This window comes from Nocardia sp. NPDC055002, from assembly GCF_053608825.1.
On the sequence record NZ_JBSGWE010000016.1, the window covers coordinates 1 to 23,759 of the forward strand.

A 23,759-nucleotide genomic window follows, 5' to 3' on the forward strand; every position below is an offset into this window, starting at 1 on the left:
CAGTCAGGCGCTCATCGTCCTACCTCGTGTCTCGGCCGCTGGGCGGCTGAGTCGGTGTCCGTGTCGCTCTGACTGGAATAAAGTTACGTGCCGACCAACACGAAGTCAAATCGCCTGGAAGATTCGGTATTTCCCCAGGTCACACCCATCACGCCACTGCGGGTTAGAGCCGTGCGATCGCCGGCGACCCTCGCGATCGACGAGGGCGAATGATCGGCGATCAGGCGGCAACTGATCATTCGTCCAGGCCGTGAATGATCTATAACACACGGTTTACCTGGCGTCATGACGTGACAAGCATGGACAGCGACCCCCCTCCGATATACAGTTTGCCATCGTTCAGCAATTTTGTGGCTACCATTTGGGTGGAAGGCAGGCCGAGGTGATAGAGGATTTCGACTCGGTCGAGCGTCGCGCCTGGAGCGCGGTGGTCACCCTCTCGATGCGCGTACCGAGCGCACTCGATTCACGACTACAACGGGAGTTCGGGGTAACCCATTTCGAGTACCGGGTCATGGCCCTGCTCCACGAGGCGCCGCGACGGCGGATGCGGTTGAGCACGCTCGCGGCCCGGGGGCACGGGTCCATCTCGCGGCTCTCCCACGTGGTGTCGAAGCTGGAGCGAGTGGGCTGGGCGCGGCGGGAAGCGACCGAATCAGGACGCGGGATCGACGCGGTACTCACCGAAAGCGGGCAGGCCAAGGTGGTGGAGGCGACGCCGGACTACCTGGTCGCGGTGCGCAAGCTGGTACTCGACGGACTCGACGCTCCGCAGAAAGCCGAGCTCGCGGTCCTGGGCGAACGGCTCTCGTCGCATCTGATCCACACGCTCGGCGACGCCGAGGCGGGGCATACGGCGCTCGACTACTGAGACGACCAACGCCGCCTCGATGATCCGGGGCGGCGTTGGTCGGATGGGTCAGGACAGCTCAGGCGTTGTTCGGTCGCCAGGTGGCCACCGCCCAGATCACCACGATGTCGACGGCGATGATCAGGATCGACCACCACGGGTAGTACGGCAGCCACAGGAAGTTGGCGATGATCGACAGTGCGGCGATCACCATGGCCGAAACCCGCCCCCAGGTCTGGCCTGCCAGCAGGCCGATCGCGACGATGATCGCGATCGCGCCGAGAACGATGTGCCACCAGCCCCAGCTGGTGAGGTCGAACTGGTAGGTGTACTCCGGTCCGACAACGATGAGATCGTCGTTGGCGACCGCGGAGATTCCCTGGAAAATCTGCAGGACACCGACAACCGCCAGCAGGATGCCAGCGCCGATGGAGGTTCCTGCCGCGATTCCGTTGCGCAGCTGGTGCTGATTCGTGTCTGTCATCGCTGGGCCTTTCCCGTCAGGTCAATGCCACGTGCCACCACGGCACACGACAACGGTAGAAACCCGACGAGCCCCGCGCCTCACCCGTTGCGGGTGAACTCTCCTACTCGACGGGGCACCGGTCGCAGGGTTTTGCCGAGGTCAGTGCGCAGCGTGATCAGCGCGTCGAGCAGGTAGTTCTGCCTGACCCGCCACGGATGACGGTCGCCCTGACGAGGGAACGCCGCGATCGAGCGCAGGACGTAGCCGGCGTTCAGATCGAGCAGCGGGCGTTCGGCGAGCGCGCCCTTGGGTTCGGGGACCACCGCGGCGTTGCCGGTGCGGTCGAGGTGGGTGAGGACTTTGCAGACCAAACGGGAGGTGAGGTCGGCGCGCAGCGTCCAGGACGCGTTGGTGTAGCCGACGCAGATGGCGAAGTTGGGCAAGCCGGTGAGCATGGCTCCCTGCCAGACGAACTGGTCGGCCAGCGGCACGGGGGTGCCGTCGACCGACGGCGCGATGCCGCCGAAGGCCAACAGGCGCAGGCCGGTGGCGGTGACCACGATGTCGGCGGGCAGCGTCTCCCCCGATACCAGCCGGATCCCCTCCGGCACGAAGGCGTCGATCTGGTTGGTGACCACCGAGGCCTTGCCCTTTTTCATCGCCTTGAAGAAGTCGGCGTCGGGGGCGGCGCACAGGCGCTGATCCCACGGGTCGTAGTCGGGTGTGAAGTGTTCGGCGACGAGTTTGTCGTCCTTGAGGATGCGGGTGGTGAGATCGGTGAGCAGCTTGCGCGCGGCGGCGGGACGACGGCGGCAGAACTGGTAGAAACCGATGTTGAACAGGATGTTCTTGGTCCGGATCAGCCGGTGGGCCACACCCGCGGGCAGCAGGTTGCGGATCTTGTCGGCCTGCTTGTCACGGCCGGGGACGGCGCTGATCCAGGTGGGGCTGCGCTGCAACATGGTGACGTGGGCGGCGTCGGCCGCGAGGTTGGGCACCAGGGTGACGGCGGTGGCGCCGCTGCCGATGACGACGATCCGCTTGTCGCGGGTGTCGAGGTCGGCAGGCCAGAACTGCGGGTGCACGACGGTGCCCGCGAAGGTGTCGCGGCCGGCGAACTCGGGGGCGTGTGGCTGCTGGTAGTCGTAGTAGCCGGCGCACGCATAGAGGAAACCGCAGGTCAGAGTGCTCAGCTCGGGACCGTCGGGGCCCTCGTGGGCGATGGTGAGCCGCCAGTGGGCCTGCGCCGATGACCAATCCGCGCCGATCACCCGCGCACCGAAGCGAATGTGCCGGTCGATGCCGTTCTCCTGCGCGGTCTCGCGGATGTAGTCCAGGATCGCGGCGCCGTCGGCGATGGAGCGGGCAGCGCGCCACGGCTTGAACGGGTAGCCGAGGGTGAACATGTCCGAATCCGAGCGGATGCCCGGGTAGCGGAAGAGGTCCCAGGTGCCGCCGAGGTCGGCGCGCGCCTCCAGGACGGCGTAGCTGCGATGCGGGTGCTCGGTCTGCAGCCGGTAAGCGGCCCCGATGCCGGACAACCCGGCGCCGACGATGACGACGTCGAGGTGTTCGGGGGTAACGGCGGTATCGGTCATGGGCTCCAGTGTGCCTGGCGAAGGACCGCCGCAGAAGAGCGTGTCCCCGCCTCGATCGCGGGCCCGGCGGCCGTCGTCGAGATTTCGGTATCGTCGGTGCCGTGTCGATCTTTCGGCGTGCGGGATGGTTGCTCGTCGGCGCACTGGTCACCGTGCTCGCTGCCGCATTCGCCGGCTGGCCGGTCTTCGTGCATCCCCAGATCGACCCGCTGCGGCCCGCCGATGTGATCGTGGTGCTCGGTGGCACCCCGTACGAGCGGTTCGACCTCGGCATCGAACTCGCCGAGCGCGGCCTCGCCCCCGAGGTGCTGATCTCGCAGTCCACCGGCGCCGATGACCCGATGATGGACAAGTACTGCGGCGGCCGATTCGCCTTCCGTGTCTCGTGTTTCGTGCCCGACCCGTGGACCACCGATGGTGAGGCGCGCGAAATCGTCCGGCGCGCAAAGATCTACGGGTGGAACCACATCATCGTGGTCACCTTCACGCCGCACGTGTCGCGCGCGAGGTACATCGTCGAGAAGTGCTACGACGGCGAGATCACCATGGTCGCCAGCCCGTCGGAATCGGGGCTGGGGTTCTGGTCGTATATGTATGTGCGCCAATCCGCCGGGTACATCAGGGCTTTTGTCAATCAGCATTGCGAGACCGACTGACACACGATGGCGCTGCTCTTACAGTGGGATCAGCGGTGCGGGGGCACCGCCGGTGAGAGGACCGCCGATGCTTGTCGAGGATCTGCGCACCGTCGGTGACGACGCGTTGCGCACCCAGATCTGCGTCATCGGGTCGGGCCCCGCGGGCCTGACGGTGGCCACCGAACTCGCCGCCGCCGGACTGCGGGTACTGGTGCTGGAGAGCGGCGGACACGAGATCACCGCGGACGACACAGCATTCGCCGCGATCGAGAACATCGGCGCACCCCGCGCGGAACCGCACCGGATCGCGGGAAACCGGGTGCTCGGCGGCAGCTCACATACCTGGGCAGGGCGCTGCGGCGTGCTCGACGATCTCGACTTCGCCCATCGGCCCTGGGTCACCCGGTCCGGCTGGCCGATCGACGCGGGCACACTGCGCCCCTTCGCCGAACGCGCCGCCGCGCACGCCGGGCTCGGGCACGGCACCGGCTTCACCGAGCACGAATTCTGGCCGCTGGCCGGGCGGCAAGCACCCGCCGACGCGCTCGACACCGCCGCGCTGCGCCCCTGCTTCTGGCAGTTCAGCCGCGACCCGGCCAACCGGCTCGACTGCAAACGGTGGGGACCGCGGGTGCGTGACATCGTCGCGCCGACCGCGCGGGTACTGGTGAACGCGACGGTCACCCATATCGATACCGATACCACCGGCGCGCATGTGAATTCGGTCGAGGTGACCGGAGCGGGTGGCCGTGTACGCACCGTGGAGGCGCGGGTGTTCGTGCTGGCCGCTGGTGGAATCGCGACACCACGGCTGCTGCTGGCATCGCGACGCACCGTCGTCGGCGGGATCGGGAATCGGTACGACCAGGTGGGGCGATGCCTGATCGATCATCGCAGCGGAGTGGTCGCGACGCTGCGCCCCGCGCAGGCCCGGGCAGCGCTCGACCGGTTCGGCAAGTACGTCGTGAAGAGCGCGCGAGGTAAGCACACCTTTCTGCACGGGATGGCGTTGTCGCCCTCGGTGCAGCGGCGCGAGTCGCTGGTGAACTGTGCGCTGTGGTTGCAGGAGATCACCGACGACGACGATCCGTGGGACTCGGCGAAGCGGTTGCTGCGCGGCCGGGTTCGGTGGCAGGACCTGCGAAACTTGCTGTCCGACACCGGGTTTCTAGCCAGCGGTGCGCGGCGCGGATCGGTCGACGGTGTCGGGTTGCCACACCGGCTGGTCCATGTCGAGGTGCGGGCTGTAGTGGAGCAGACACCGGACGCCGACAGCCGGGTACGGCTCTCGACGCGCACCGACCCGCTGGGAATGCCGCTGCCGCAGGTGGACTGGCGGATCAGCGATCAGGAGGATCGGACGGTGCGCCGGGCGACAGCATTGCTCGCGGGCGAGTTCGCCCGGATCGGCTTGCCCGCGCCGCAAGTAGTTCCCGCGGCGTTGCCCGACAGCACCGATCCCCTACCGCTCACCGACTGCGCGCATCCCAGTGGCACCACCCGGATGTCGGCCGACCCACGGCACGGGGTCGTAGACCAGCACTGCCGGGTACACGGGGTGGACAACCTCTACATCGCGGGCAGTTCGGTCTTTCCGACGAACGGGCACGTCAATCCGACGTTGACCGTGATCGCGCTCGCGGTACGTCTGGCCGACACGCTGCGCGCGGCCATGGCGGCCACCGCTGATTCCCCGGTTGCCCGACGGAACTGAGCGGTGGCCGACTTCTCCGCGGCGAGCCGATGATCTGCTGGTTGTCCCGACTAGGCTGAGCGGGTGCCGGACTCGCCCGCAGAGAACAGTCGTCCGAGGCAGGCCGGGGATGCACCCCGGTCAGGTCATCCGCACGAGCCGCATACCGAAGGTCTCGCGACCCGGTTGAACTGGTTGCGTGCCGGAGTGCTCGGCGCGAACGACGGCATCGTTTCCACCGCCGGGTTGGTCGTCGGTGTCGCCGCGACCACGAACAACGCCCAGACGATCCTCACCGCGGGCATCGCGGGACTGGTGGCGGGGGCGATCTCGATGGCCGCGGGCGAATACGTGTCGGTGAGCACTCAGCGGGATTCGGAGAAGGCGCTGCTCGCCAAGGAACGCCGAGAACTGGCCGACGAACCCGATTTCGAACTGGCCGAGCTGGCCGGGATCTACGAGAAGAAGGGCCTCAGCCCGGCCACCGCGCGCACCGTGGCCGCCGAGCTCACCGCCCACGACGCGTTCACCGCGCACGCGGAGGCCGAACTCGGCATCGACCCGCGCTCGCTGACCAACCCGTGGGCGGCCGCGATCTCCTCGGCGATCGCGTTCACCTGCGGTGCGCTGCTGCCGTTGCTGGCGATCGTGTTGCCGCCCACCGGATGGCGGGTACCGGTGACGTTCGCCGCGGTGCTCATCGCCCTCGCGATCACCGGGTCGGTGAGTGCGCGGCTCGGCGGTAGCAATCTCGGACGCGCGGTGCTGCGAGTGGTGGTCGGCGGCGCACTGGCCATGGCGATCACCTACGGAATCGGTGCCGCCACAGACTCGCTGGGAATCGGCTGAGCTCCGAGCAGGTCGGCTCGCGACTGACAAACGGGCAGTGCGCCGTCAATGCATCGGGCCGAGGTCGAGCCGGCGGGTGACTCGGTCGACAACATCCGGGGGCATGCCGGGTTCGCGACGAGCGGCTTGGGCTTCGCGACGGCCTGCCTCGGTGACGGCTGCGCGGACCGCACGCATCTGGGAGGCGAGTTTGCGTTCCTTGTCCAGCGCGGCTTTCGCGTCGGCATCGGCCGCCTCGGGATCGGCTTTGGCGGACAGCCGACGCAGCAGCGCCTTGAGATCCTCGTAGACGTCCTCCGGGAGGCTGTCGCGGGCGGCGATCGCTTTGAGTTCGGTGAGTTCGGCGTTGACGACCCTGGTCCAGAGCGCCTGTTCGACGGCGCGTTCCTGGCGGGTGTCGGCGTGCACCCCGGTGAGGCGGACCACCAGTGGGAGGGTCGGGCCCTGTACGAGCAGGGTGAACAGCACGACCGCGAACGCGATGAACAGGATCTCCGAGCGGGCGGGGAAGTCGGCGCCGGTGTCGAGGGTGAACGGCACGGCCAGTGCCAGCGCCACCGTCGCGACCCCGCGCATGCCCGCCCACCAGGTGACGATCACCTCGCGCCAGGTGAACGGTTCGTCGGTGTTGGGCAGTTTGCTGCTGATCGCCCAGGTGGCCATCAGCCAAGCCAGGCGCAATCCGACGACGACCACGATCACCGCGGCGGTGACCCCGGCCAGTCCCGGCCAGTTGTGTCCGGTGGTGTCGATGACCACCCGCAGTTCGAGGCCGATCAGGGCGAAGGCGAAACCGGTGATGAGCATTTCGGTGATGTCCCAGAACGAGTCGGCGACCAGGCGATAGTCGCGGTCGCCGATTTCGGTGACGGCATCGGTGAGGTACAGCGCGCAGACCAGCACCGCGAGGACCGCCGAGCCCTCCCAGTGCTCGGCGATGCCGTAGGCGGCGAAGGGCAACAGCAGGCTCACCGCGACCTGACCGGTGGCCGTGTCCAGATACTTGGTGAGCTTGCTGCCCAGCCAGCCGAGCAGCAGGCCGACGGCGACGCCGACCACCGCGGCGATCGCGAAGTCACCGAGCGCGTGCCACGGCGAGAACAGGCCGGTGACCACTGCCTGGATTCCGACCGTGTAGATGACGATCGCGGTGACGTCGTTGAACAGCCCTTCGCCGCCGAGGGTCACGATCAATCGGCGTGGCAGGCCGAGGCTGCCCGCCATGGACGTGGCCGCGACCGGGTCGGGCGGTGCGACCAGGGCACCGAGCACCAGGCCCGCGGCGACCGCGGTGGCGGGATTCCACGCGTGGAAGACCGCGGTGACCGCGATCGCGGTGACGATCACGAGCCCCACCGCGCGCAACGCGATGATCTGCCAGTTCTCCGCGAACTGCCGCCATGACGTGCGGCGCGCGGCGGCGTAGAGCAGTGGCGGCAGGACCAGGGGCAGGATCAGCTCGGGCGGGATGTGCAAGCTGGGCACGGCCGGAATCAGCGCGAGCAGGCAGCCGAACACTGTCATCAGGATCGACGGCGCGAGACCGAGGCGCGCGCCGAGTGGTTCGGCGAGCACGGCCGCGAGCAGGATCACCAGAGTCAGCACCAACTGGTCCATAGCTGACCAGTCTCACCGACATCGGCGGCGCACGGGGATCGACCCGCCGCCGGTCAGGGCCGGACGGCTGCCGCCGGTGGGAGCAGGATCGGCGGGAGGGGGAACGGCAATTGCAGGACAGGGGGCGGCGGAGGAGGCGGGGGCGGCGCCGGGGCGGGTTCGGGTTCGAAGACCGGGGGCGGCGGCTCGGGCGGGGGCGGCGGCTCGTAGGCGGGCGGCTCGTAGGCAGGCGGCGGAGGCGGGGGCTCGAACGCGGGCGGCGGCGCAGGTGCCTCGACAGGCACGGGCCCGGGGGCGGGTTCGGTTCCGGGCGGCGGGGGCGGAGGGGGCGGCGGCGCGGGGGCCGCTGCCGGGGGCAGGGCGTCGGGGGTGGTCACCGTGCACTGCCAGCTGCCGTCGTCGTGGACGCGCCAATGCGCGACGATGCCACCGGCCGAGCAGTTCCCGCCGACCCGCCTGGCCGGCCACGGGGGTGCGAATTCCTGGTCCTGATCGGTCCCGGCGATCGGGAGACCGTTGGCGTCGGATCCCATCGGGTTCACCGACGGGTTGTCGTCACCACCCTGATCGGCGCGCATCACCAGGCCGAGCGCGACCACCAGCGCGAGTATCGCGGCGAGTACCGCCGCGATCGCGATCATCCGAGTACTGCTGCCGGTCCGTGTTTGTGGACCCTCGCTGCTCTCTGCCATCGCACCGCCTTTGCCGCGGACCAGGTCTCCCCTCGTTCGGTCACGCTACCGTACGGTTGCTCGCAGATCGCTCTGCTCGACGGAACAACCACTGGCCAGGGCAGATACCTATATCCGATGGTTGCCGGATGTTCACTTGATCGCGACCCGCACCTTCACCGCGTCGGCGTCGGTGTTGTGCAGAGCCTGCGCGATCAGTGCGCTCAGATCGAGCTGCGGAGCGGTCGCGGTCACCGATTCGGTGAGTGGGCGCAGTCCGGGCAGCAGGGCGGAGAGCTCGGGGCCGAGCTCGTTCAGCTTGGCGCTGAGCTGCTCGAGCAACGGCACCAGACCACCGTCGCGCACGTAGATCCGCGGATCGCCTTCGGTGGCCCGGCCGACCGATTCGACGAACTGGTCGATCACCTGGCTCAACCGGATGAAGGCGGGCGCGGCGGCCGAGGTGGCCGGTCCGGCCCAGCCGATGTCACCGGAAACGTACTCGAAGTTGTTCTGCAACTCGCCGATCGCCGGTGCGCGGCTCATGAGCGCGGCGGCGAGCAGGTCGCCCGCCCTCGCCAGCTCGGGGACGACATTCTCGGTGCCGACCATTGCCGTGCCGAGGGTGTCGACCAGGGAGCCGACGACCGCGGGATCGAGCTGCTCGACGGTCTTGGTGACCAGCCGCGCGACCTCGGGGATCGACATCGGGGTGCGCACGTTCTCCCCGGACAGGCGCTGCCCGTCGGTGAGATAGGGACCGTTCGCGTCGCGCGGCACGAACTGCACGTACGGCTCGCCGAGGGAGGACAGGTGCTCGATGGTGACGACGCTGCTCATCGGCACCTTGTGGTCGGCGCCGAACCGGAAGCCGACCTGCACCCGACCGCTCGCCGAGGTGTCGACGCCGGTGACCTCGCCGATCTCGATGCCGGTCAGCAGGATCGGCGAACCGACACTGAGGCCACCGGAATTCGCGATCTCGATCGAGGCCGCGGTGTAGTCGGCGAACGGGTCGACGCGCACCACCCCGAAGGTCAGGTAGCTCGCGCCGAGCACGGTGATGGCGGCGATGCCGCCGAGGGAGGCCAGTGCACCGATCTTCATCGCACCATTCCGATCATCCGCAGCGCGGTGACGATCTGCGCCACCTGGTCTTCCTCGGACACCTGGACGCCGGTGACGTTCACCTTCGGGCCGTTCTCGACGAAGGGAATGATCTTGTCGCGCAACAGCGCGGTGAGCAGCGCCATGTTGGTCGAGGAGCGCAGGTCGGCCGAACCGCCGGTGGCCAGCGGCAGGAACGCGGTCGCGGCGGCGTCACCGGAGCTCGCGATCGGGGCCAGCCAGGTGAGCGAGGAACCCACCGGGCCGAGCGCGTCGAAGATCTTCATCGTCTTGGCGATCGAATCCTGGGTGCCCGTCAGCGACGCGACAGCCTCGGGAGTGAGGATGCTGGTCAGCGCTTCTTCGGTGTCGTCGTGCAGGATCGCCGCATTCCGGCTCAGCCCGTTGACCAGCAGGTCGACCTGATCGAGATGGGCCGCCAGGTCGGCGGCGTCGGCGCCCATCACCGCCGAGATGCGCGCGGTTTCCTTGGGATCGGGTGGCATCACCGAGTTGATCCGGCCGAGCATCTCCTGCAGCTGACCGATCGCACCGCCCTGCACGAACAGCGCCATGGTGGCCATCGTGTCTTCCAGTTGCACAGGCGGTTTCGTGCGCTCGATCGGGATGGTGCCGCCGTCGCGCAGCAGGTCGCCGAAGCCGTCCTTCGGAGTGGTGAGCGAGAGATGGATGTCGCCGAGGATGGTGTCCTGGCGCAGTTCGGCGATGGACTTCGCCGGCAGCTGCACGGTGTCGAGGATGTCGGCCTCGACGATGACGTAACCGCCGCGGCCCGCGGGCGCATCGGCGGGCTGGACCACCCGCACACCGTCGACGATGCCGATCTCGGCGCCGTTGGCGATCACCTTCGACTTGGCGGGCAGGTTCAGCGCGCTGCTGAACTCGATCTGCACACGATAGGTCGAACCGCTGACGGTCGAGCCGGGGACGGGCACTTCCGCGGGGTCGAAACCGCAGCCGCCGACCGCGAGTCCGGCCGCGACGACGAGTGCGACCGCGCTGCGGCGCAACATCTTTCGGGTGTTCATCGAGCACCTGCCATTCCCAGCACAACCTGCACGAGATTCACATCGGCCAGTCCCTGCGCCGGGTCGGGGCACTGCCCCGGAATCAGCTCGTTCACCGCGCCGCACACCTGGTCGGCCTCACCGACGGGCAAGGCGACCTTCGGCGGCGCGTAGGTGATCGCGGTGCCGCCCGCGGGATCGGTGGCGCTGCGGAAGGCGGAGGCGAGCGCGGGCATCTTCGCCACGATCTCGCTGAGCGATCCGACGTTGGCGCGCAACAACTTCACCAGCGGGACCACGTCGTCGAGCGCGCCGATCAACGGATCACCGAGAATGACGGCGACATCGTTGAGCATCGGCAACAGCTCGCCGAGACCGTCGAACAGCGAGGTGGCCGGGCCGAGCAGGTCGTCGGAGGCCATGTTGAGCAGCGGGGCCAGCCGGACCAGCATCGTCTGCAGGTCGCCCCAGTTCGCGGAGACCCGGTTCGAGACCGAGGCGAACGCGTCGAAAAGACTGGCGAGATGGCCGATGTCGGCGTCGGGCTTGTTCATCGCCGAACCGAGCTTGTGGATGAGTTCGTTGACCGTCGGGCCGGTGCCCTCGGTGGCGCGGTTGAGCGAGGACAGGCCGTCCGACAGCGCGCTCGGCGCACCCGCGGTGCCGCCGGAGAGTTCGTCGGACAGGCTCGCCAGCGCCGTGAGCGTTTCGGTGATGCTCTTGGGTGTCAGCGTTTTGGTGATGCAGCCGCCCGCGAGCGGCGGCGCGGCCTTGCCGGTGGTGAGCACCGCCAGATTGCGGTCCGCCGCCACCGAATACGCGACGGTGGTAGCGGAAGCGTCGGAGTTGACGTCGAATTCGGCGTCGACCTCGAACTCGACGCGGACCTTGGCGCCCTCGTTGCGCACCGCGGTCACCTCGCCGACATCCATGCCGCGCATGGTGACGTGGTTACCCGGGTAGAGGCCGATCGCGTCGGGCATGAGCGCGCAATAGGATTCGGTCTTCTTCAGCGGATCGAAGGCGATGAAGTAGCCGCCGGTGACCAGCGCCACGAGCACCGCGACGCCGGCGATCGACATGAACGCCTGGGATCCGAGTAGTCGTTTCAGCATCAGCACGCCTTCCCGGGCAGCGGTACGCACACGCGGGCGCTCGACTGGTCGACGACCACACCGGCCTCAGGGGTCGCCAGCTGCGACAACTTGGTCTGCAGCGCACCGACCGTGCCGATGACGGGCTCGAGCTGACTGCTGAGTTCCCCGAGCCTCGGCAGCGCGTCGGCCAGCGCCTGCACCTGCGGCTTCAGGGTGGAGTCCCAGGTCGGGGCGAGTCCCGCCAGGCGATTCACCACCGAGGTGAGCAACCGAACCGCTTCGGCCATTTCGGCCCGCTTGCTCAGCAGCACGTCTTCGAGCATGTTGACGTTGTCCATCAGCCTGCCCAGATCCGCCTTGGCGCCGTCGTACATGGTGATGTACTCGTCGACGACCGCGATCGACTTCGATACCTGCGAGCGCTGACGATCGAGCATGTCGACGTACTTGCCGACGGTGTCGAGCGTGGTGCGCAGGGCTTCGGGCGAGGTCGCGATCGCGGAGTTCGCGGCGGCCAGGTTGTTGCGCACGGTGTCGCCGTCGACGGCGGCCAGCGGCGCGGTCGCGTCCTGGAAGGTCTCGATCAGGCTGTAGGGCAAGCGGATTCGATCAGCGGGAATCGCCTTGTCCCCCAGCGGCTTCGAACCCGCGGGGTAGAGCGCCACGTAGTGACCGCCGACCACGGTGAGCATGCGGACATCCAGGGACGTCTGATCACCCACGAAGACATCGTTTTTCACGGTGAACCGCATGAGCACCTTGTCGGGCTTCAGTTCCAGCGAGGTGACGCTGCCCACCGAGATGCCGGCCAGGCGCACGTCGTCGCCCTCGCGCACCGACTGCGCTTCGCTGAGCTCGGCGGTATAGGTGTTCTTGCCCAGCGGCACCACATACACCACGCCCGCGGCGATGATGAACAGCACGACCAGGCTCAGGCCGATGATCCCCATCCGCAGTTCCCGTGCGAGTTTGCCCGCTTCGTCGGGGATCGGGCGATCACCGGCGAACAGCGCGGTGAGCTTCTTCAGCGGTTGCATACGGTGACCTTCTGTCCGGCGATCAGCACCTGTAGCGGCGCGGGCACCTCGGCGGCGCCGTTGCTGCAGTGCGGCGTGAAGTCGGCGAAACCGCGCGCGAGCGAGGCGTCGACCGTGGCCAGCAGACCGGGGAGCTTGCCGAACACCTCGACGGCTTCCTGTGGATTGGGGAACAGCGCGCGGATCATCGCGTCGACATCGGCGCCGCCGCCCTCGACCAAGCCGAGCGAGGCGAGCAACCGGTCCACCGGCGCCAGCACCGAGGGCGCGGTCATCGCGAACTGCGCGACACCGCCGATATTGCGCTGCATCGCCTCGAAGATGTCGGTGAGCCGGGCCAGCAGCGGCACCAGGTGCCCGACCTTGCCGCCGTGGCGTTCGGACAGCTCCGACAGGTTGTGGATCAGCGTGCTGATCACCTGCTGACGGTCGTCGGCGTAGCTCGCGAGCTGATCGATCGCGGTGAGCGCGGGGCCCAGGCCCGTGCCATCGCCCTCGATCACGGCGAGCATGCTGGCGGTGAACTGGTTGATCGCCTCGGGCGACAGCGTGGCGAGCACCGGCTTGAGGCCGCTGAACAGACTGGTCACGTCGAAGGACGGGACGGTCATGTTGGCGCCGATCCGTGCCCCTGCCGCGATGGTCTTGCCCGGGTTCGGCGCCTGCTGCAGGTCGATATAGCGCTGGCCGGTGAGGTTCTGGTAGCGGATGGCCAGCTTGGAGTTGTCGTAGATCGGGGTGTCGGTCTTGACCGTGATCGCGACCTTGGCCTTGTCGCCTTCGAGGCTGATCTTCTCGATCTTGCCCACCTGCACGCCGAACATCCGCACGTCGTTGCCGACCTTGAGGCCGTTGGCGTCGGTGAACAGTGCGTCATGGGCGACGGTGTCGCCGTCGACCGGGCGCTTGATCAGGGTGAACACCATGCCGAGGATGGCGATCATCACCAGGCTGAAGACGCCGAGGCGCAGTGCGGTTCCGCGAATCTTCATCGCCCACCCGCCTTTCCGAACAGCGGCACCGCGATGCCGGGGACACCGCTGAGCTCGACGTCGAGATTGAGGACAGGACCGTTAGGGCTGTCGGGCATCGCGCCGCGCAGATTCTGCAGCAGGGCGGTGAGATCGGCGCCGGTCCGGCTCGGATTCGGCGACATCTGCGCCAGCGCGAGCAGCATCGGCGCGAGCATGTCGGTGGTCTCGGCGAAGTGCCCGCCCGCGGTGCTCACGGTGGTGGTGAGCGCGGGCAGGATGGAGCCGCCGATCACCCCGACGCCGATGTCGTAGCGCTCTTTGTCGACCTGGGTCACCCGGATGTCGCTGAGCTGGTCGATCACCTTCATGGTGGCGCTCGCGAACTCGCCGCCGCCGTCGAAGGCGGGACCGAGCTTGCCGAACAGCTCCGACGGCATCACGTCCTGGTTGTCGGCGAGGGTCTTGGCGACCGTGATCAGGGCCTGCACCAGCGGGGTGAAGGCCTTGAAGTCAGCGGCCAGCTGGGAGATGACGGTGGCCATCTGGGGGCTGGTCACGGTCATGCCGACCTGCGAGAGGCTGCGCAGGATGGCGCTCATCGTCGCGTCGTAGACCCGGTCGTTGTTCGTGCCGGTGAGGTCGAGGACCGCGCCCTCGCGCAGCGGCGAACCGCCCGCGCCACGGCGCAATTCGATCTCGGCGATGCCGAACAGGTTGGTCGGGGCGTAGTCGATCGCGAGGCTGTCGTCGATGCCGACCAGTCGCTCGGTGTCGAGCAGCAGCGCGATCTGCTGGGTGCCGCGCTCGCCGGGGGTCACCTCGGCGACCTCGCCGACCGTCACGCCGTCGACGCGGACCTGGCTGCCCGCGCTGATGCCGTCACCGAGGTGTTCGGTGTGCAGGGCGATGCGCAGGCCGTCTTCGGCGCGCAGATTCGAGTAGGTGACGTAGGCGAGTGCGATGGCCGCGATCACCGACAGGATGATCACGCCGGTCAGCCGCGACGTGCGCCGATCGGCCGCGACGCCGGGCATTCCATAGTTAGGCATCTACTCTTCTCACCCCGTAAAACTGATCGCCGAGTTGAAGCCCCAGAGCATGATCGTCAGGACCATGTCGATGGCGATGATGGCCACCGAGCTGGCGCGCACCGCGCGACCGGAGGCGATGCCGACCCCCTCGGGGCCGCCGGTGGCGAAGAACCCGAAGTAGGCGTGCACCAGGATCACCACCGTGCCGAACACGGCCACCTTGATCACCGCGGCGATCATGTCGAAGCCCGAGATGAACTGGAAGAAGTAGTGGTCGTACACACCGGCCGACTGCCCGTAGACCATGGTGAGCAGCCCGCGGCAGGCGCCGTAGGCCAGGATCAGCGCGATCAGGAAGGTCGGCACGATGGCGATGGCGCCGGCGATCACCCTGGTGGTGACGACGTAGGGCACCGAACGCAGGCCGAGCGCCTCGATCGCGTCGATCTCCTCGGAGATGCGCATCGCGCCGATCTCGGCGGTGATCCGGCAGCCCGCCTGTGCGGCGAAGCCGATGGCCGCCGCGATCGGGGCCAGCTCGCGGGTGGTCGCGTAGGCCGAGATCACGCCGGTGACCGGGCCCATGCCGAGCATGTCGAGTGAGGCGAACGATTCGACGCCCACCGAGGCGCCCATCACCAGGCCGAGCACGATCATCATCGGGACGGTGCCGCCGCCGACGATGATCGACCCGCGTCCCCAGGTCATATCGGTGACCGCGCGCAGCGTCTCGTCCCGGTAGCGGCGCAGCGTCAGCGGCACCGAGGACAGCACCTGCCAGACGAACACCGCGACGAAGCCGAGCGATTCACCGGCGGTGACGATCCGCTTGCCGATGCGGGCGGGCTTGCGCAGCCAGTGCAGCGAGGTGGGGATGTACGACGAGGCAGCCATCACGCCAACTTCGTCGGCAGGAACATGGCACTGATCTGGCTTGCGAGGAGGTTCACGATGGCGATCGAGACCACCGAGAGCACCACCGCCGCGTTCACCGCGTCGGCCACACCGCGCGGTCCGCCCTTGGCTTCCAGTCCGCGCTGGCAGGAGATGATCACGACCAGGAAGCCGAAGATCAGCGCCTTGAGCAGCGAGACCCACACGTCACCGGCGGTCGCGAACGAACCGAACGTCGACCAGTAGCTACCCGGGGTCACGCCCTGACCGCCGACGGCGACCGCGTACCCGGCCAGCACGCCGACGAAGATGATCAGCACATTGAGCATCGGCGCGACCAGCAGCATGGCGGCCAGGCGCGGGATGACGAGCCGGTGCACGGGGTTGATGCCCATGGTGTTGAGCGCGTCGATCTCCTCGCGGATGGTGCGCGCGCCGAGGTCGGCCGCGATGGCCGCCGCGCCCGCGCCACCGAGCAGGAAGCCGGTGGCGATGGGCGCGCCCTGCTTGATCACGCCGAGGCCGCCGGTGGCGCCGAGCATGGAGTCGGCGCCGAGGCTGTGGATCAGGTTGCCGACCTGGACCGAGACGATCACGCCGAACGGGATCGCCATCAGGATCGCGGGAATGGCGGTGACCGTGATCAGGCGCCAGGCCTGCACGAGGGTCTCCCGCCACTGGAACTGCCTGCGGGCGATGTCGGAGAACGAGCCGCCGACCGATTGCTGTGCGAGATCGACCGCACGCCCGAAGGTCCGCAGCGACGACACGACGGTGTCGGTGAAATTCTTGCGGACGATCTGGGTAGCGGAATCCGGCTTCGCGGAGTGCAGATCGGTAGGCATCAGAGATGCCTCCGGGCCGCTCGTGAAGCACGGGGCTTGGTGATTTTCATACCGCACTCTCTGGCTTCGGCGTCGGTGCCAACTCCAGCAAGCTAACCGGTACTCTGCGTCACAACAAAATTTCCAGTGGGTGACCCTGGTCGCTTTTCCGCGGTTTCCATGACAGGTCGACCCACCATGTGATCCGCAACACCCCAGCTACGGACTTGCGGCCAGGAACACGAACGCCGCGAACAACGCCAGGTGAACACCACTGTGCAGCAGGGTCGCGCGGCCGGGAACGATCGTCAGCGTGCTCACCACGACGGTCAGTGCGAGCAGCACCATCTGCGTGGCGCCCAGACCCAGCACCAGCGGCCCGCTCAACCAGATGGTCGCGATCGCGATCACCGGGATGGTCAGACCGATACTGGCCATCGCCGAGCCGAGTGCCAGGTTCAAACCGATCTGCACCTGATTGCGGCGCGCGGAGTTCACCGCGGCGATCGTCTCGGGCAACAGCACCAGCATCGCGATCACCACACCCACCGCCGACTGCGGCAATCCGGCCGAGGCCACCGCCGATTCGAGCGCGGGCGAAACCACCTTGGCCAGGCCGACCACGCACACCAGGGCGAGTACCAGCATCCCGAGGCTGATCAGCGCGACCTTGTTGGACGGCGCGTGGCTGTGGGTGTCGCTGTCGTCGACCGCGCCGCCGTCCTCCACCGGGAGGAAGTCGTCGGGGTGGCGCACCGTCTGCACCATCACGAACAGCCCGTAGAGCGCCAGCGACGCGACCGCGGCGAAGGCGAGCTGCGCGGGCGAGAACTCCGGGCCCGGCGCGCTGGTGGTGAAGGTCGGCAACACCAGACTCAGCGTGGCCAGGGTCGCGACGGTGGCCAGCGCCGCGCCGGTGCCTTCGGCGTTGAACACCGCCACCCGCCTGCGCAGCGCGCCGACCAGCAGCACCAACCCGAAGATGCCGTTGCAGGTGATCATCACCGCGGCGAACACGGTGTCGCGAGCGAGCGAGGCCGCCTTGTCGCCGCCGGAGATCATCATCGTGACGATCAGCGCCACCTCGATCACGGTCACCGCCACCGCGAGGACCAGCGAGCCATAGGGTTCACCGACCCGGTGGGCCACGATCTCCGCGTGATAGACCGCCGAGAGCACCGCGCCGACCAGCGCGACACTCACCAGCGCGACGATCAATCCCGGTACGGAACGCCCCCAGCTGAGTACGAGCACGAGCGCGGCGAGGATGGGCACGTACAGGGTCCATTTAGTCGTCAACGCGGCAATCATGACCCCCATCCTTCCAGCTACGGCCGGGCACACCCGGAATCGTCACCGCACGGATCTCGGCGATGGATTCACTCACGCCCCCTCGATGGGGAACAATTCAGCGCGTGCGGACCCAGTTCACCCTCGAGCTCGTCGCTTTGGCCAACGACCTCACCCTGATGTCGCGCGTCGCCCATGACGCGACCGAGCGGGTTACCCAGGCGCTGGCCGGCGCCGACCTCGCGGCCACCTACGAGGTGTTCGCGCTCGACGAGCAACTACAGCTGATGTTCGCCGCCTGCGAATCCCGCACCATGGCGCTGCTCGCGTTGCAGGCGCCGGTGGCGCGCGATCTGCGTCACGTGGTGACCGCGATTCAGGTCGCCGGTGAGCTGTCGCGGATCGGCCGGCGCACCGAAACCGCTGGGCAGTACGTCTATCGGGCTCATCCGGCCGCGGTCGCGCCCGCACCGGTGATCGCCGAACTCGTGTCGATGGGCACGCTCGCGGCCGGGTGCGTGGCGCGGGTGAGCGCGTCGGTGGCGAGCGGGCGGTTCGCGGCCGGTGACGGCTCCGATGTCGAGGCGATGGAGACGCTGTGCAAGCAATTGCGCACCGCCCTCACCGAAGCCGACGTGAGCACCGAAGCCGCGATCGATATGGCGTTGCTCGGCAGCCAATTTCAGCGCTGCGTCGACCATGCCGCCCGCATCGCACGCCTGATCCGCTTCCTGGACACCGGCATTCCGCCCGAATCGGGATCACTGCCCGACTGATCGATTGTGATCTACGTCACCATCGGTTTGCGCCTCGGCGCCGACGGTCACCTCCGTCGATAGATGAACGCTATTGAGCCGCAATCAGTTCACGCTGTGCTGTGCGGAACCTCATAGCGGACAATCACTGACGACACCCGGCGCGGCCGTTAGGTTGTGCCGGTTCATTTTTCGACGGAGCATCTGGGTGGTACGGGCATGAAGTGGTCTTCGATCAGCGGTTCTCCCCTGGGTCGAGCCCTGCTCGCCCTAGCCGCGGCGGCGGTTATCGCCGTGGTGGTCACCCTCGCGAACACGTTCCTGGACAAGGTGAGTCCGACCGCGCCCGGTCCGGGTTCCGCGGGCGCGGCGACGGTGTCGGGCAAGGAAGTCGGCGATCTGGTCGCCACTCTCGTCGTCGCGAAGGAAGGCCCGATGACGGGCTACACGCGCGAGAAGTTCCCGCACTGGGACACCAACAAGCCCGAGCACGGCTTCACCGGCGACCTGGCGCAGTACACGAAATGCACCAGCCGCGAAGTGATGATGCTGCGCGACGCCAACGGCAAGGTCACCCTCGACGCCAAGACCTGCGACCTGAAGGTGGCGGCCGGTGGCGGCTGGCAGGACCACTACGGCTTCATCGACAAGAAGACCGGGCAGCTCGGGCCGTACAAGTTCATCACCGACCCGTCCAAGGTCGACGCCGAACACATTGTGGCCCTTGCCGAAGCATGGCGATCGGGCGCGGCCGACCGCGACGAGGACACCCGCCGCCGCATCGCCAACGACTCGATGAACCTGGTCGCCGCCGACCCGTCGGCGAACCGTTCCAAGGGCGATCAGGACCCCGCGAACTACTTGCCGCCCGGCAACTTCCGGTGCGCCTATGTCGAGCATTACGTCAAGGTGAAGGTAAAATACGCCTTGACCGTTGACACCGCAGAGCACACCGCGTTGCGCACCGCAGTCGATGACTGCCTCCGCCGAGGAGAGTTCAAATAAGCGAGCCCATCGAGATCACCGCCGAGAGCGCCGTCATGACCGAAGAGGAAGGGACGGTGTCCGGCGAGCTCGATGTCATGCTCGACGACGCGGGCAAGGGCCTCGTCCGCTATCGCGGCACCGATACCTGGTACACGATCGGCAATATCGAGGGCGAGCCGCCGCGCACCTGGGACTGCGTCGCCGACCTGGTGAAGGCGATCAAGAAGGACGCGGGCACCCGCGACGTCGCGGGAAACACGGTGGTCTTCGAAGCCTGAGGCGCGAGCTGGCAATCTGGTAGCTATGCCGACTGCCTATCGACAACCACCGCCCACCGAGGTCGCCTGGACCTCGCTCTGCCGCCGGACACCGATCCTGGTGGCCATGATCGCGACCGCGGCGGTGCTGATCACCGCTCTCACCTGGCAGGTCACCAGCGGCGTCAGCGCGATGGACACCGCGGTACTCGACTGGATGATCGCGCACCGCGGCGAAGCGCTCACCGACATCGCCACGGTGATCACCGACCTGGGCGACACACTGTCGATGACGATTCTGGCGGTGGTCACCGTCGGCTGGTTCGCGCTGCGCCGCAATCTGCCGGTGGCCGCCCTGGTCGCGATCACCTCGCTGGGGGCGGGCGTGCTGGTGTGGGTGATCAAACGCCTCGTCGGGCGTCATCGACCGCCCGAGGCGTCCCGGCTGGTCTTCGAACCGAGCCTGTCGTATCCGTCGGGCCACACGCTCGGTTCCACGGTGGTGGTCGGCATCGTGGCGATCGCGGTGATCCCCCGTCTGCGCAGGCACTGGGTCCGGGTGAGCGCCACCGTGTTCGCGATCGTCTTTCCCGTCGCCGTCGGGTTGTCGCGCATCTATCTGGGCGTCCACTGGACCACCGACGTGCTCGCGGGCTGGATCATCGGGTTGCTGTGGCTCGTCCTGTGCGTCACCGCCTTCACCCGCGGGCTGTGCCCTCAACCCACCGCGATCACCACCTTGCCGAACGAGGCACCCGACCGCAGGTAGTCGTAGGCGTCGGCGGCCTTGTCGACCGCGAATTCGCGGTCGATCACCGGGCGCAGGCGGTGCTCGGTGATCGCACGGTTCATCGCCTCGAAACCGGCGCGGCTGCCGACCGCGATGCGCCGGATGGCCAGGTAGGAGGAGCCGAACGGGTTGTCCGGCAGTGTGGTTCCCGGGGCGGGCGCCATCGCGCCGACCATCGTCACCATCGAGTTGTACGCGCCCGCGCGCACCGATTGTTCGAGCGTGGGCAGGCCGACCGCGTCGACGATGTGCTCGGCACCGGTCCCGGTCATGTCCATCACGGCGTCACCCCAGTTCCGGGTCACGGTGCGGTCGATCACCGCGTCGGCGCCCAGCGCGCGCAACCGGTCTGCCTTCGCCTGGCTGGAGGTGATCGAGATGACCTCGGCGCCGAGGATTTTCGCGAACTGGATCGCGTACAGCGCCACCGCGCCGCTGCCGACGGTGAGCACGCGCGCACCGGGTGCGGGCGGGCCGGGAGTGGTGAGCGCCGACCAGGCCACCAGGCCCGCGCAACTCAGGGTCGCCGCCTCCGCGTCGGTGAGATGGGCGGGCACGTGCACGATCGAATCCTCTTCGATGAGCGCGTAGGTGGCGAGAAATCCGTCGTAGTTCGCGCCGTACTGTTCGGCGGCGGTGGCGAGGGTTTGCGGACCGTCGACCCAGTGGACGAAGTAACTCGCGGTGATCCGGTCGCCGATTCCCGCACGGGTCACCCCGGGGCCGAGCGCGATCACCTCGCCGACACCATCGGAGAGCGGGATGATGCCCGCGGTAGCGGGCAGCGGGTAGGTGCCGTCCATCAGCATCAGGTCGCGGCGGTTCACCGACGCGGCGCGGACCCGGATCAGGACCTGGTGCGGGCCCGGTTCCGGCCGCTGCTGCGCGGACCGTGTGAGACCGCCGTCGAGGTGGTAGGCGACGGCGTGATCAGGGTGGATGTCGTTGTCAGGCATTGGACAACTCTGTCGGTGACGGCGTCACCGCGCGATTCCCCGGAGGGTATGGGCAGGTGCTCGTCGGGATCGGTGCCGCATCGACCGATCGGTTCTGCGAGGTGGCGCCGGAGGCTGATTCCCGGCGGGAATGGTGGCGGCCGTCGACGCGGTTCACTCAGTTCATGACCGCTGCCCCGCCATCGACCGGATTCGGCCCCCAACTGCGTCACTGGCGCACTCTGCGCCGGGTCAGCCAGCTCGACCTGGCGATCCGGGCCGAGACCAGCCAGCGCTATCTGAGCTTCCTCGAGCAGGGCAGATCGCAACCGGGACGCACGATGGTGGTGCGGCTGGCCGAATCGCTCGAGCTGTCCCTGCGCGACCGCAACACCTTGCTACTGGCCGCGGGGTTCGCACCCGTCTTCCCCGAAAGTGATCTGGCGGCTCCGGAATTGGCGCCCGTTCGTGCGGCGATCACCGCCGTGCTGGACGGGCATCTGCCGTATCCGGCGCTGGTCGCTCGCCCGCGCGGCGAACTCGTCACGGCCAATGCCGCCTTCGACCTGTTCACCGAGGACGTGGCCCCGGAACTGCTGGTCGCGCCGATCAACATCCTGCGGTTGGCCCTGCACCCCGACGGCGTCGCCCCGCGCGTGCGCAACCTGCCGGACTGGGGCAGGCACATCATGGATTCGTTGCGAAACCGCGCCGCCCACACGCCCGATCCAGCCCTCGACCAGCTCATCGCCGAACTGGCGGGCTACCTCCCCGCTCCGTGCCCAGGGCCCGACCACGTCGGCTTCGCCGTCCCCCTGCACCTGCGTACCCCAGACGGCGACCTCCGTCTGATCACCACGCTCACCTCGTTCGCGACCGCCACCGATGTCACCCTCGCCGAACTCCACCTCGAGGCGTTCCTGCCCGCCGACGCGGAGACCGCGCGCATTCTCGCGCTGCGCGCGACCCGTCGCTGATCGCGCCGTCGGGCAAGTACCGGTGCGCCCTCGATCGCCGCAGCGCGGCAACCGAGGGCGGACGGATCAGCCTGCGGCAGTGGCGAGTTCATCCTGGACCGGCGCGTCCCAGTCGATGCGGTATCGACGTTCGGTACCCATCGTCTTCTCCGGGTTCATCACCGTTTTGACCATCAGCGGCATCACCGCGTTCATCACCTTGCGGGCGATCGGGCCCGGTGTCTTGCTGTGGTTGATCTTCGCCGCGCGCGCCGCGACCCCCTCCACCCTGGCCCGGCGCAACTGCTCGTAGACAGCGAAAGCCTCGGTGGGCGAGGCGATATCGCGCAGGCACCGCGCCAGCTGCACGCCGCTCTCGATCGCCAGTGACGCGCCCTGTCCGGAGCTGTTCGACGGAGCGTGCACCGAGTCGCCCACCAGCACCATGCGATCGCGATACCAGTGCGGCACCGGCGGCATGATGTGCAGGGCGCCGGTGATCTCGAGGTTCCGCGCCGTGGTGCGGCGGGCGAATTCGGCACCGGGCGAGTCGGCGGCGTAGGTCTCGCGTAGCACCTCGAGCCAGTGTTCGGCGGCGACAGCGCGGGCTTCGGTGAGCGAAAGGTACTGCTTGCTGGGAAGATTCGCGCCCCACGTCACGCGGCCGTCGGCATGCTTCCAGTACAGATAGTAGGCCTTGGCGCCGAAGGCGAACACCATGGTGTCGTCGGGCAGGTCGAGGTCGCAGTCGACCATGGCGCCGAAGCCGAGCATGCCGGTGTAGTCGGGTCCCGGTGCGGCCGGATCGATCAGACCCCGCACGGTGGAACGGATCCCGTCGGTGCCGACGAGGATGTCGGCGGTCGCGGTGGAGCCGTCGGTGAAGTGCGCGGTGACGCCGTCGGGGTGTTCGTCGACGCTCACCAGCCGCTTGTCGTAGCTGAACGGCACGCCCGCGGCGACCGCGTGATCGTGCAGCGTGCGGTGCAATTCGCCACGGTCGACGGCCTGCAGCGGGGGCTGGTCGGCCAGCACCGGCACGACGTGTTCGCGGCCGCTGACGCGCAGCCGCATCTGCGCGACCGGCAGGGCGATCTCGCGCACCGCGTCGCCGGCGCCGATGATGTCGAGCGCCGCGACACCGTTGGGCGCCAGCGCGAGCCCGGAGCCGATGCCCTCGGAGGGACCGGAGTATGCCTCGTACACGTGGGCCTGGATGCCTGCCTTGTGCAGGGCGGTGGCGGTGACGGGTCCGGCGATGCCGCCGCCGATGATCAATGCGGAACGGGTGGTGGACATGGGTGATCTCCAGATCTGATGTCGGCGTCACCCAGCTATCCTGTGGTTGCCTCACCTCGTGGCCGGGTGCGCCTGGTTGCGGGACGGTATCTCGGGCTCGGTGGGGTGTTGCCGCA

Annotated in this window: 24 protein-coding genes; 9 read left to right on the forward strand and 15 right to left on the reverse strand. The window is 68.2% G+C overall.

Features of this window, described 5'->3' with window-relative positions; genetic code table 11:
- Positions 1 to 382: 382 nt before the first annotated feature.
- Positions 383 to 871, forward strand: a complete 489-nt coding sequence (locus tag ACWF99_RS33270; protein WP_378639005.1) for a MarR family winged helix-turn-helix transcriptional regulator — start codon at positions 383 to 385, stop codon at positions 869 to 871.
- A gap of 58 nt (positions 872 to 929) precedes the next feature.
- Here ACWF99_RS33270 and ACWF99_RS33275 read toward each other — a convergent pair whose 3' ends face one another.
- Positions 930 to 1,334, reverse strand: a complete 405-nt coding sequence (locus ACWF99_RS33275) for a DUF7144 family membrane protein (protein WP_452538336.1) — start codon at positions 1,332 to 1,334, stop codon at positions 930 to 932.
- Positions 1,335 to 1,414: 80 nt separating this feature from the next.
- Positions 1,415 to 2,914 (reverse strand): flavin-containing monooxygenase, encoded by a 1,500-nt coding sequence (locus ACWF99_RS33280; protein ID WP_452538337.1) that lies wholly within the window; start codon positions 2,912 to 2,914, stop codon positions 1,415 to 1,417.
- A gap of 101 nt (positions 2,915 to 3,015) precedes the next feature.
- Between ACWF99_RS33280 and ACWF99_RS33285 the strand changes: the two genes are divergently transcribed.
- From ACWF99_RS33285 to ACWF99_RS33295, 3 genes are all read left to right on the forward strand, one after another.
- The gene (locus ACWF99_RS33285) at positions 3,016 to 3,570 is read left to right on the forward strand and encodes a YdcF family protein (protein WP_378638999.1); all 555 of its coding nucleotides are present in this window, start codon (positions 3,016 to 3,018) and stop codon (positions 3,568 to 3,570) included.
- A 67-nt stretch (positions 3,571 to 3,637) separates the two neighbouring features.
- The gene (locus ACWF99_RS33290) at positions 3,638 to 5,266 is read left to right on the forward strand and encodes a GMC oxidoreductase (RefSeq protein ID WP_452538338.1); all 1,629 of its coding nucleotides are present in this window, start codon (positions 3,638 to 3,640) and stop codon (positions 5,264 to 5,266) included.
- Between the two features lie 165 nt (positions 5,267 to 5,431).
- Complete coding sequence (locus ACWF99_RS33295) at positions 5,432 to 6,094, forward strand: VIT1/CCC1 transporter family protein (RefSeq protein ID WP_378638993.1); 663 nt, start codon at positions 5,432 to 5,434, stop codon at positions 6,092 to 6,094.
- Positions 6,095 to 6,139: 45 nt separating this feature from the next.
- On the opposite strand, the gene ACWF99_RS33300 is transcribed toward ACWF99_RS33295, so the two are convergent.
- The 11 genes from ACWF99_RS33300 to ACWF99_RS33350 all read right to left on the reverse strand — a co-directional run bounded on the left by ACWF99_RS33300 (position 6,140) and on the right by ACWF99_RS33350 (position 17,685).
- Positions 6,140 to 7,711, reverse strand: a complete 1,572-nt coding sequence (locus tag ACWF99_RS33300; RefSeq protein WP_452538339.1) for a Na+/H+ antiporter — start codon at positions 7,709 to 7,711, stop codon at positions 6,140 to 6,142.
- A gap of 53 nt (positions 7,712 to 7,764) precedes the next feature.
- Positions 7,765 to 8,403 (reverse strand): hypothetical protein, encoded by a 639-nt coding sequence (locus tag ACWF99_RS33305; protein ID WP_378638987.1) that lies wholly within the window; start codon positions 8,401 to 8,403, stop codon positions 7,765 to 7,767.
- Positions 8,404 to 8,535: 132 nt separating this feature from the next.
- On the reverse strand, positions 8,536 to 9,489 hold the full coding sequence (locus ACWF99_RS33310; protein WP_378638984.1) for an MlaD family protein: 954 nt from the start codon (positions 9,487 to 9,489) through the stop codon (positions 8,536 to 8,538).
- Positions 9,486 to 10,538, reverse strand: coding sequence for an MlaD family protein (locus tag ACWF99_RS33315; protein ID WP_452538340.1), 1,053 nt, complete (start codon positions 10,536 to 10,538; stop codon positions 9,486 to 9,488). The genes ACWF99_RS33310 and ACWF99_RS33315 overlap by 4 nt, the downstream gene beginning before the upstream one ends.
- Positions 10,535 to 11,632 carry an MlaD family protein gene (locus tag ACWF99_RS33320; RefSeq protein ID WP_378638979.1) on the reverse strand — a complete coding sequence of 366 codons (1,098 nt, stop codon included), beginning with the start codon at positions 11,630 to 11,632 and terminating at the stop codon, positions 10,535 to 10,537. The genes ACWF99_RS33315 and ACWF99_RS33320 overlap by 4 nt, the downstream gene beginning before the upstream one ends.
- Positions 11,632 to 12,651, reverse strand: a complete 1,020-nt coding sequence (locus ACWF99_RS33325) for an MlaD family protein (RefSeq protein WP_452538341.1) — start codon at positions 12,649 to 12,651, stop codon at positions 11,632 to 11,634. Before ACWF99_RS33325 ends, ACWF99_RS33320 begins: the two co-directional genes overlap by 1 nt.
- Positions 12,639 to 13,643: an MlaD family protein gene (locus tag ACWF99_RS33330; protein WP_378664009.1), complete on the reverse strand. Its 1,005-nt coding sequence runs from the start codon at positions 13,641 to 13,643 to the stop codon at positions 12,639 to 12,641. The genes ACWF99_RS33325 and ACWF99_RS33330 overlap by 13 nt, the downstream gene beginning before the upstream one ends.
- Positions 13,640 to 14,674 carry an MlaD family protein gene (locus ACWF99_RS33335; protein WP_452538342.1) on the reverse strand — a complete coding sequence of 345 codons (1,035 nt, stop codon included), beginning with the start codon at positions 14,672 to 14,674 and terminating at the stop codon, positions 13,640 to 13,642. The genes ACWF99_RS33330 and ACWF99_RS33335 overlap by 4 nt, the downstream gene beginning before the upstream one ends.
- A gap of 9 nt (positions 14,675 to 14,683) precedes the next feature.
- The gene (locus ACWF99_RS33340) at positions 14,684 to 15,550 is read right to left on the reverse strand and encodes an MlaE family ABC transporter permease (RefSeq protein ID WP_328659724.1); all 867 of its coding nucleotides are present in this window, start codon (positions 15,548 to 15,550) and stop codon (positions 14,684 to 14,686) included.
- On the reverse strand, positions 15,550 to 16,395 hold the full coding sequence (locus ACWF99_RS33345) for an MlaE family ABC transporter permease (protein WP_063006068.1): 846 nt from the start codon (positions 16,393 to 16,395) through the stop codon (positions 15,550 to 15,552). Before ACWF99_RS33345 ends, ACWF99_RS33340 begins: the two co-directional genes overlap by 1 nt.
- 198 nt (positions 16,396 to 16,593) lie before the next feature.
- On the reverse strand, positions 16,594 to 17,685 hold the full coding sequence (locus ACWF99_RS33350) for a calcium:proton antiporter (RefSeq protein ID WP_378638966.1): 1,092 nt from the start codon (positions 17,683 to 17,685) through the stop codon (positions 16,594 to 16,596).
- 104 nt (positions 17,686 to 17,789) lie between these two features.
- Between ACWF99_RS33350 and ACWF99_RS33355 the strand changes: the two genes are divergently transcribed.
- The 4 genes from ACWF99_RS33355 to ACWF99_RS33370 all read left to right on the forward strand — a co-directional run bounded on the left by ACWF99_RS33355 (position 17,790) and on the right by ACWF99_RS33370 (position 20,432).
- Entirely contained in the window at positions 17,790 to 18,440 is a 651-nt protein-coding gene (locus ACWF99_RS33355) for a phosphate signaling complex PhoU family protein (RefSeq protein WP_378638963.1), read from the forward strand.
- A gap of 198 nt (positions 18,441 to 18,638) precedes the next feature.
- Entirely contained in the window at positions 18,639 to 19,424 is a 786-nt protein-coding gene (locus ACWF99_RS33360) for an HNH endonuclease family protein (RefSeq protein WP_378638960.1), read from the forward strand.
- A 35-nt stretch (positions 19,425 to 19,459) separates the two neighbouring features.
- Positions 19,460 to 19,684, forward strand: coding sequence for a hypothetical protein (locus ACWF99_RS33365; RefSeq protein WP_378638957.1), 225 nt, complete (start codon positions 19,460 to 19,462; stop codon positions 19,682 to 19,684).
- A gap of 25 nt (positions 19,685 to 19,709) precedes the next feature.
- On the forward strand, positions 19,710 to 20,432 hold the full coding sequence (locus tag ACWF99_RS33370) for a phosphatase PAP2 family protein (RefSeq protein WP_452538343.1): 723 nt from the start codon (positions 19,710 to 19,712) through the stop codon (positions 20,430 to 20,432).
- Here the strand turns inward: ACWF99_RS33370 and ACWF99_RS33375 are convergent.
- Positions 20,381 to 21,409: a zinc-dependent alcohol dehydrogenase family protein gene (locus ACWF99_RS33375; protein WP_452538344.1), complete on the reverse strand. Its 1,029-nt coding sequence runs from the start codon at positions 21,407 to 21,409 to the stop codon at positions 20,381 to 20,383. The two genes, ACWF99_RS33370 and ACWF99_RS33375, sit on opposite strands and share 52 nt — an antisense overlap.
- 164 nt (positions 21,410 to 21,573) lie before the next feature.
- On the opposite strand from ACWF99_RS33375, the gene ACWF99_RS33380 reads away from it, so the two are divergent.
- On the forward strand, positions 21,574 to 22,365 hold the full coding sequence (locus tag ACWF99_RS33380) for a helix-turn-helix domain-containing protein (RefSeq protein ID WP_378638948.1): 792 nt from the start codon (positions 21,574 to 21,576) through the stop codon (positions 22,363 to 22,365).
- A 66-nt stretch (positions 22,366 to 22,431) separates the two neighbouring features.
- Here ACWF99_RS33380 and ACWF99_RS33385 read toward each other — a convergent pair whose 3' ends face one another.
- On the reverse strand, positions 22,432 to 23,643 hold the full coding sequence (locus tag ACWF99_RS33385) for an FAD-dependent oxidoreductase (RefSeq protein ID WP_452538345.1): 1,212 nt from the start codon (positions 23,641 to 23,643) through the stop codon (positions 22,432 to 22,434).
- Positions 23,644 to 23,759: the final 116 nt, after the last annotated feature.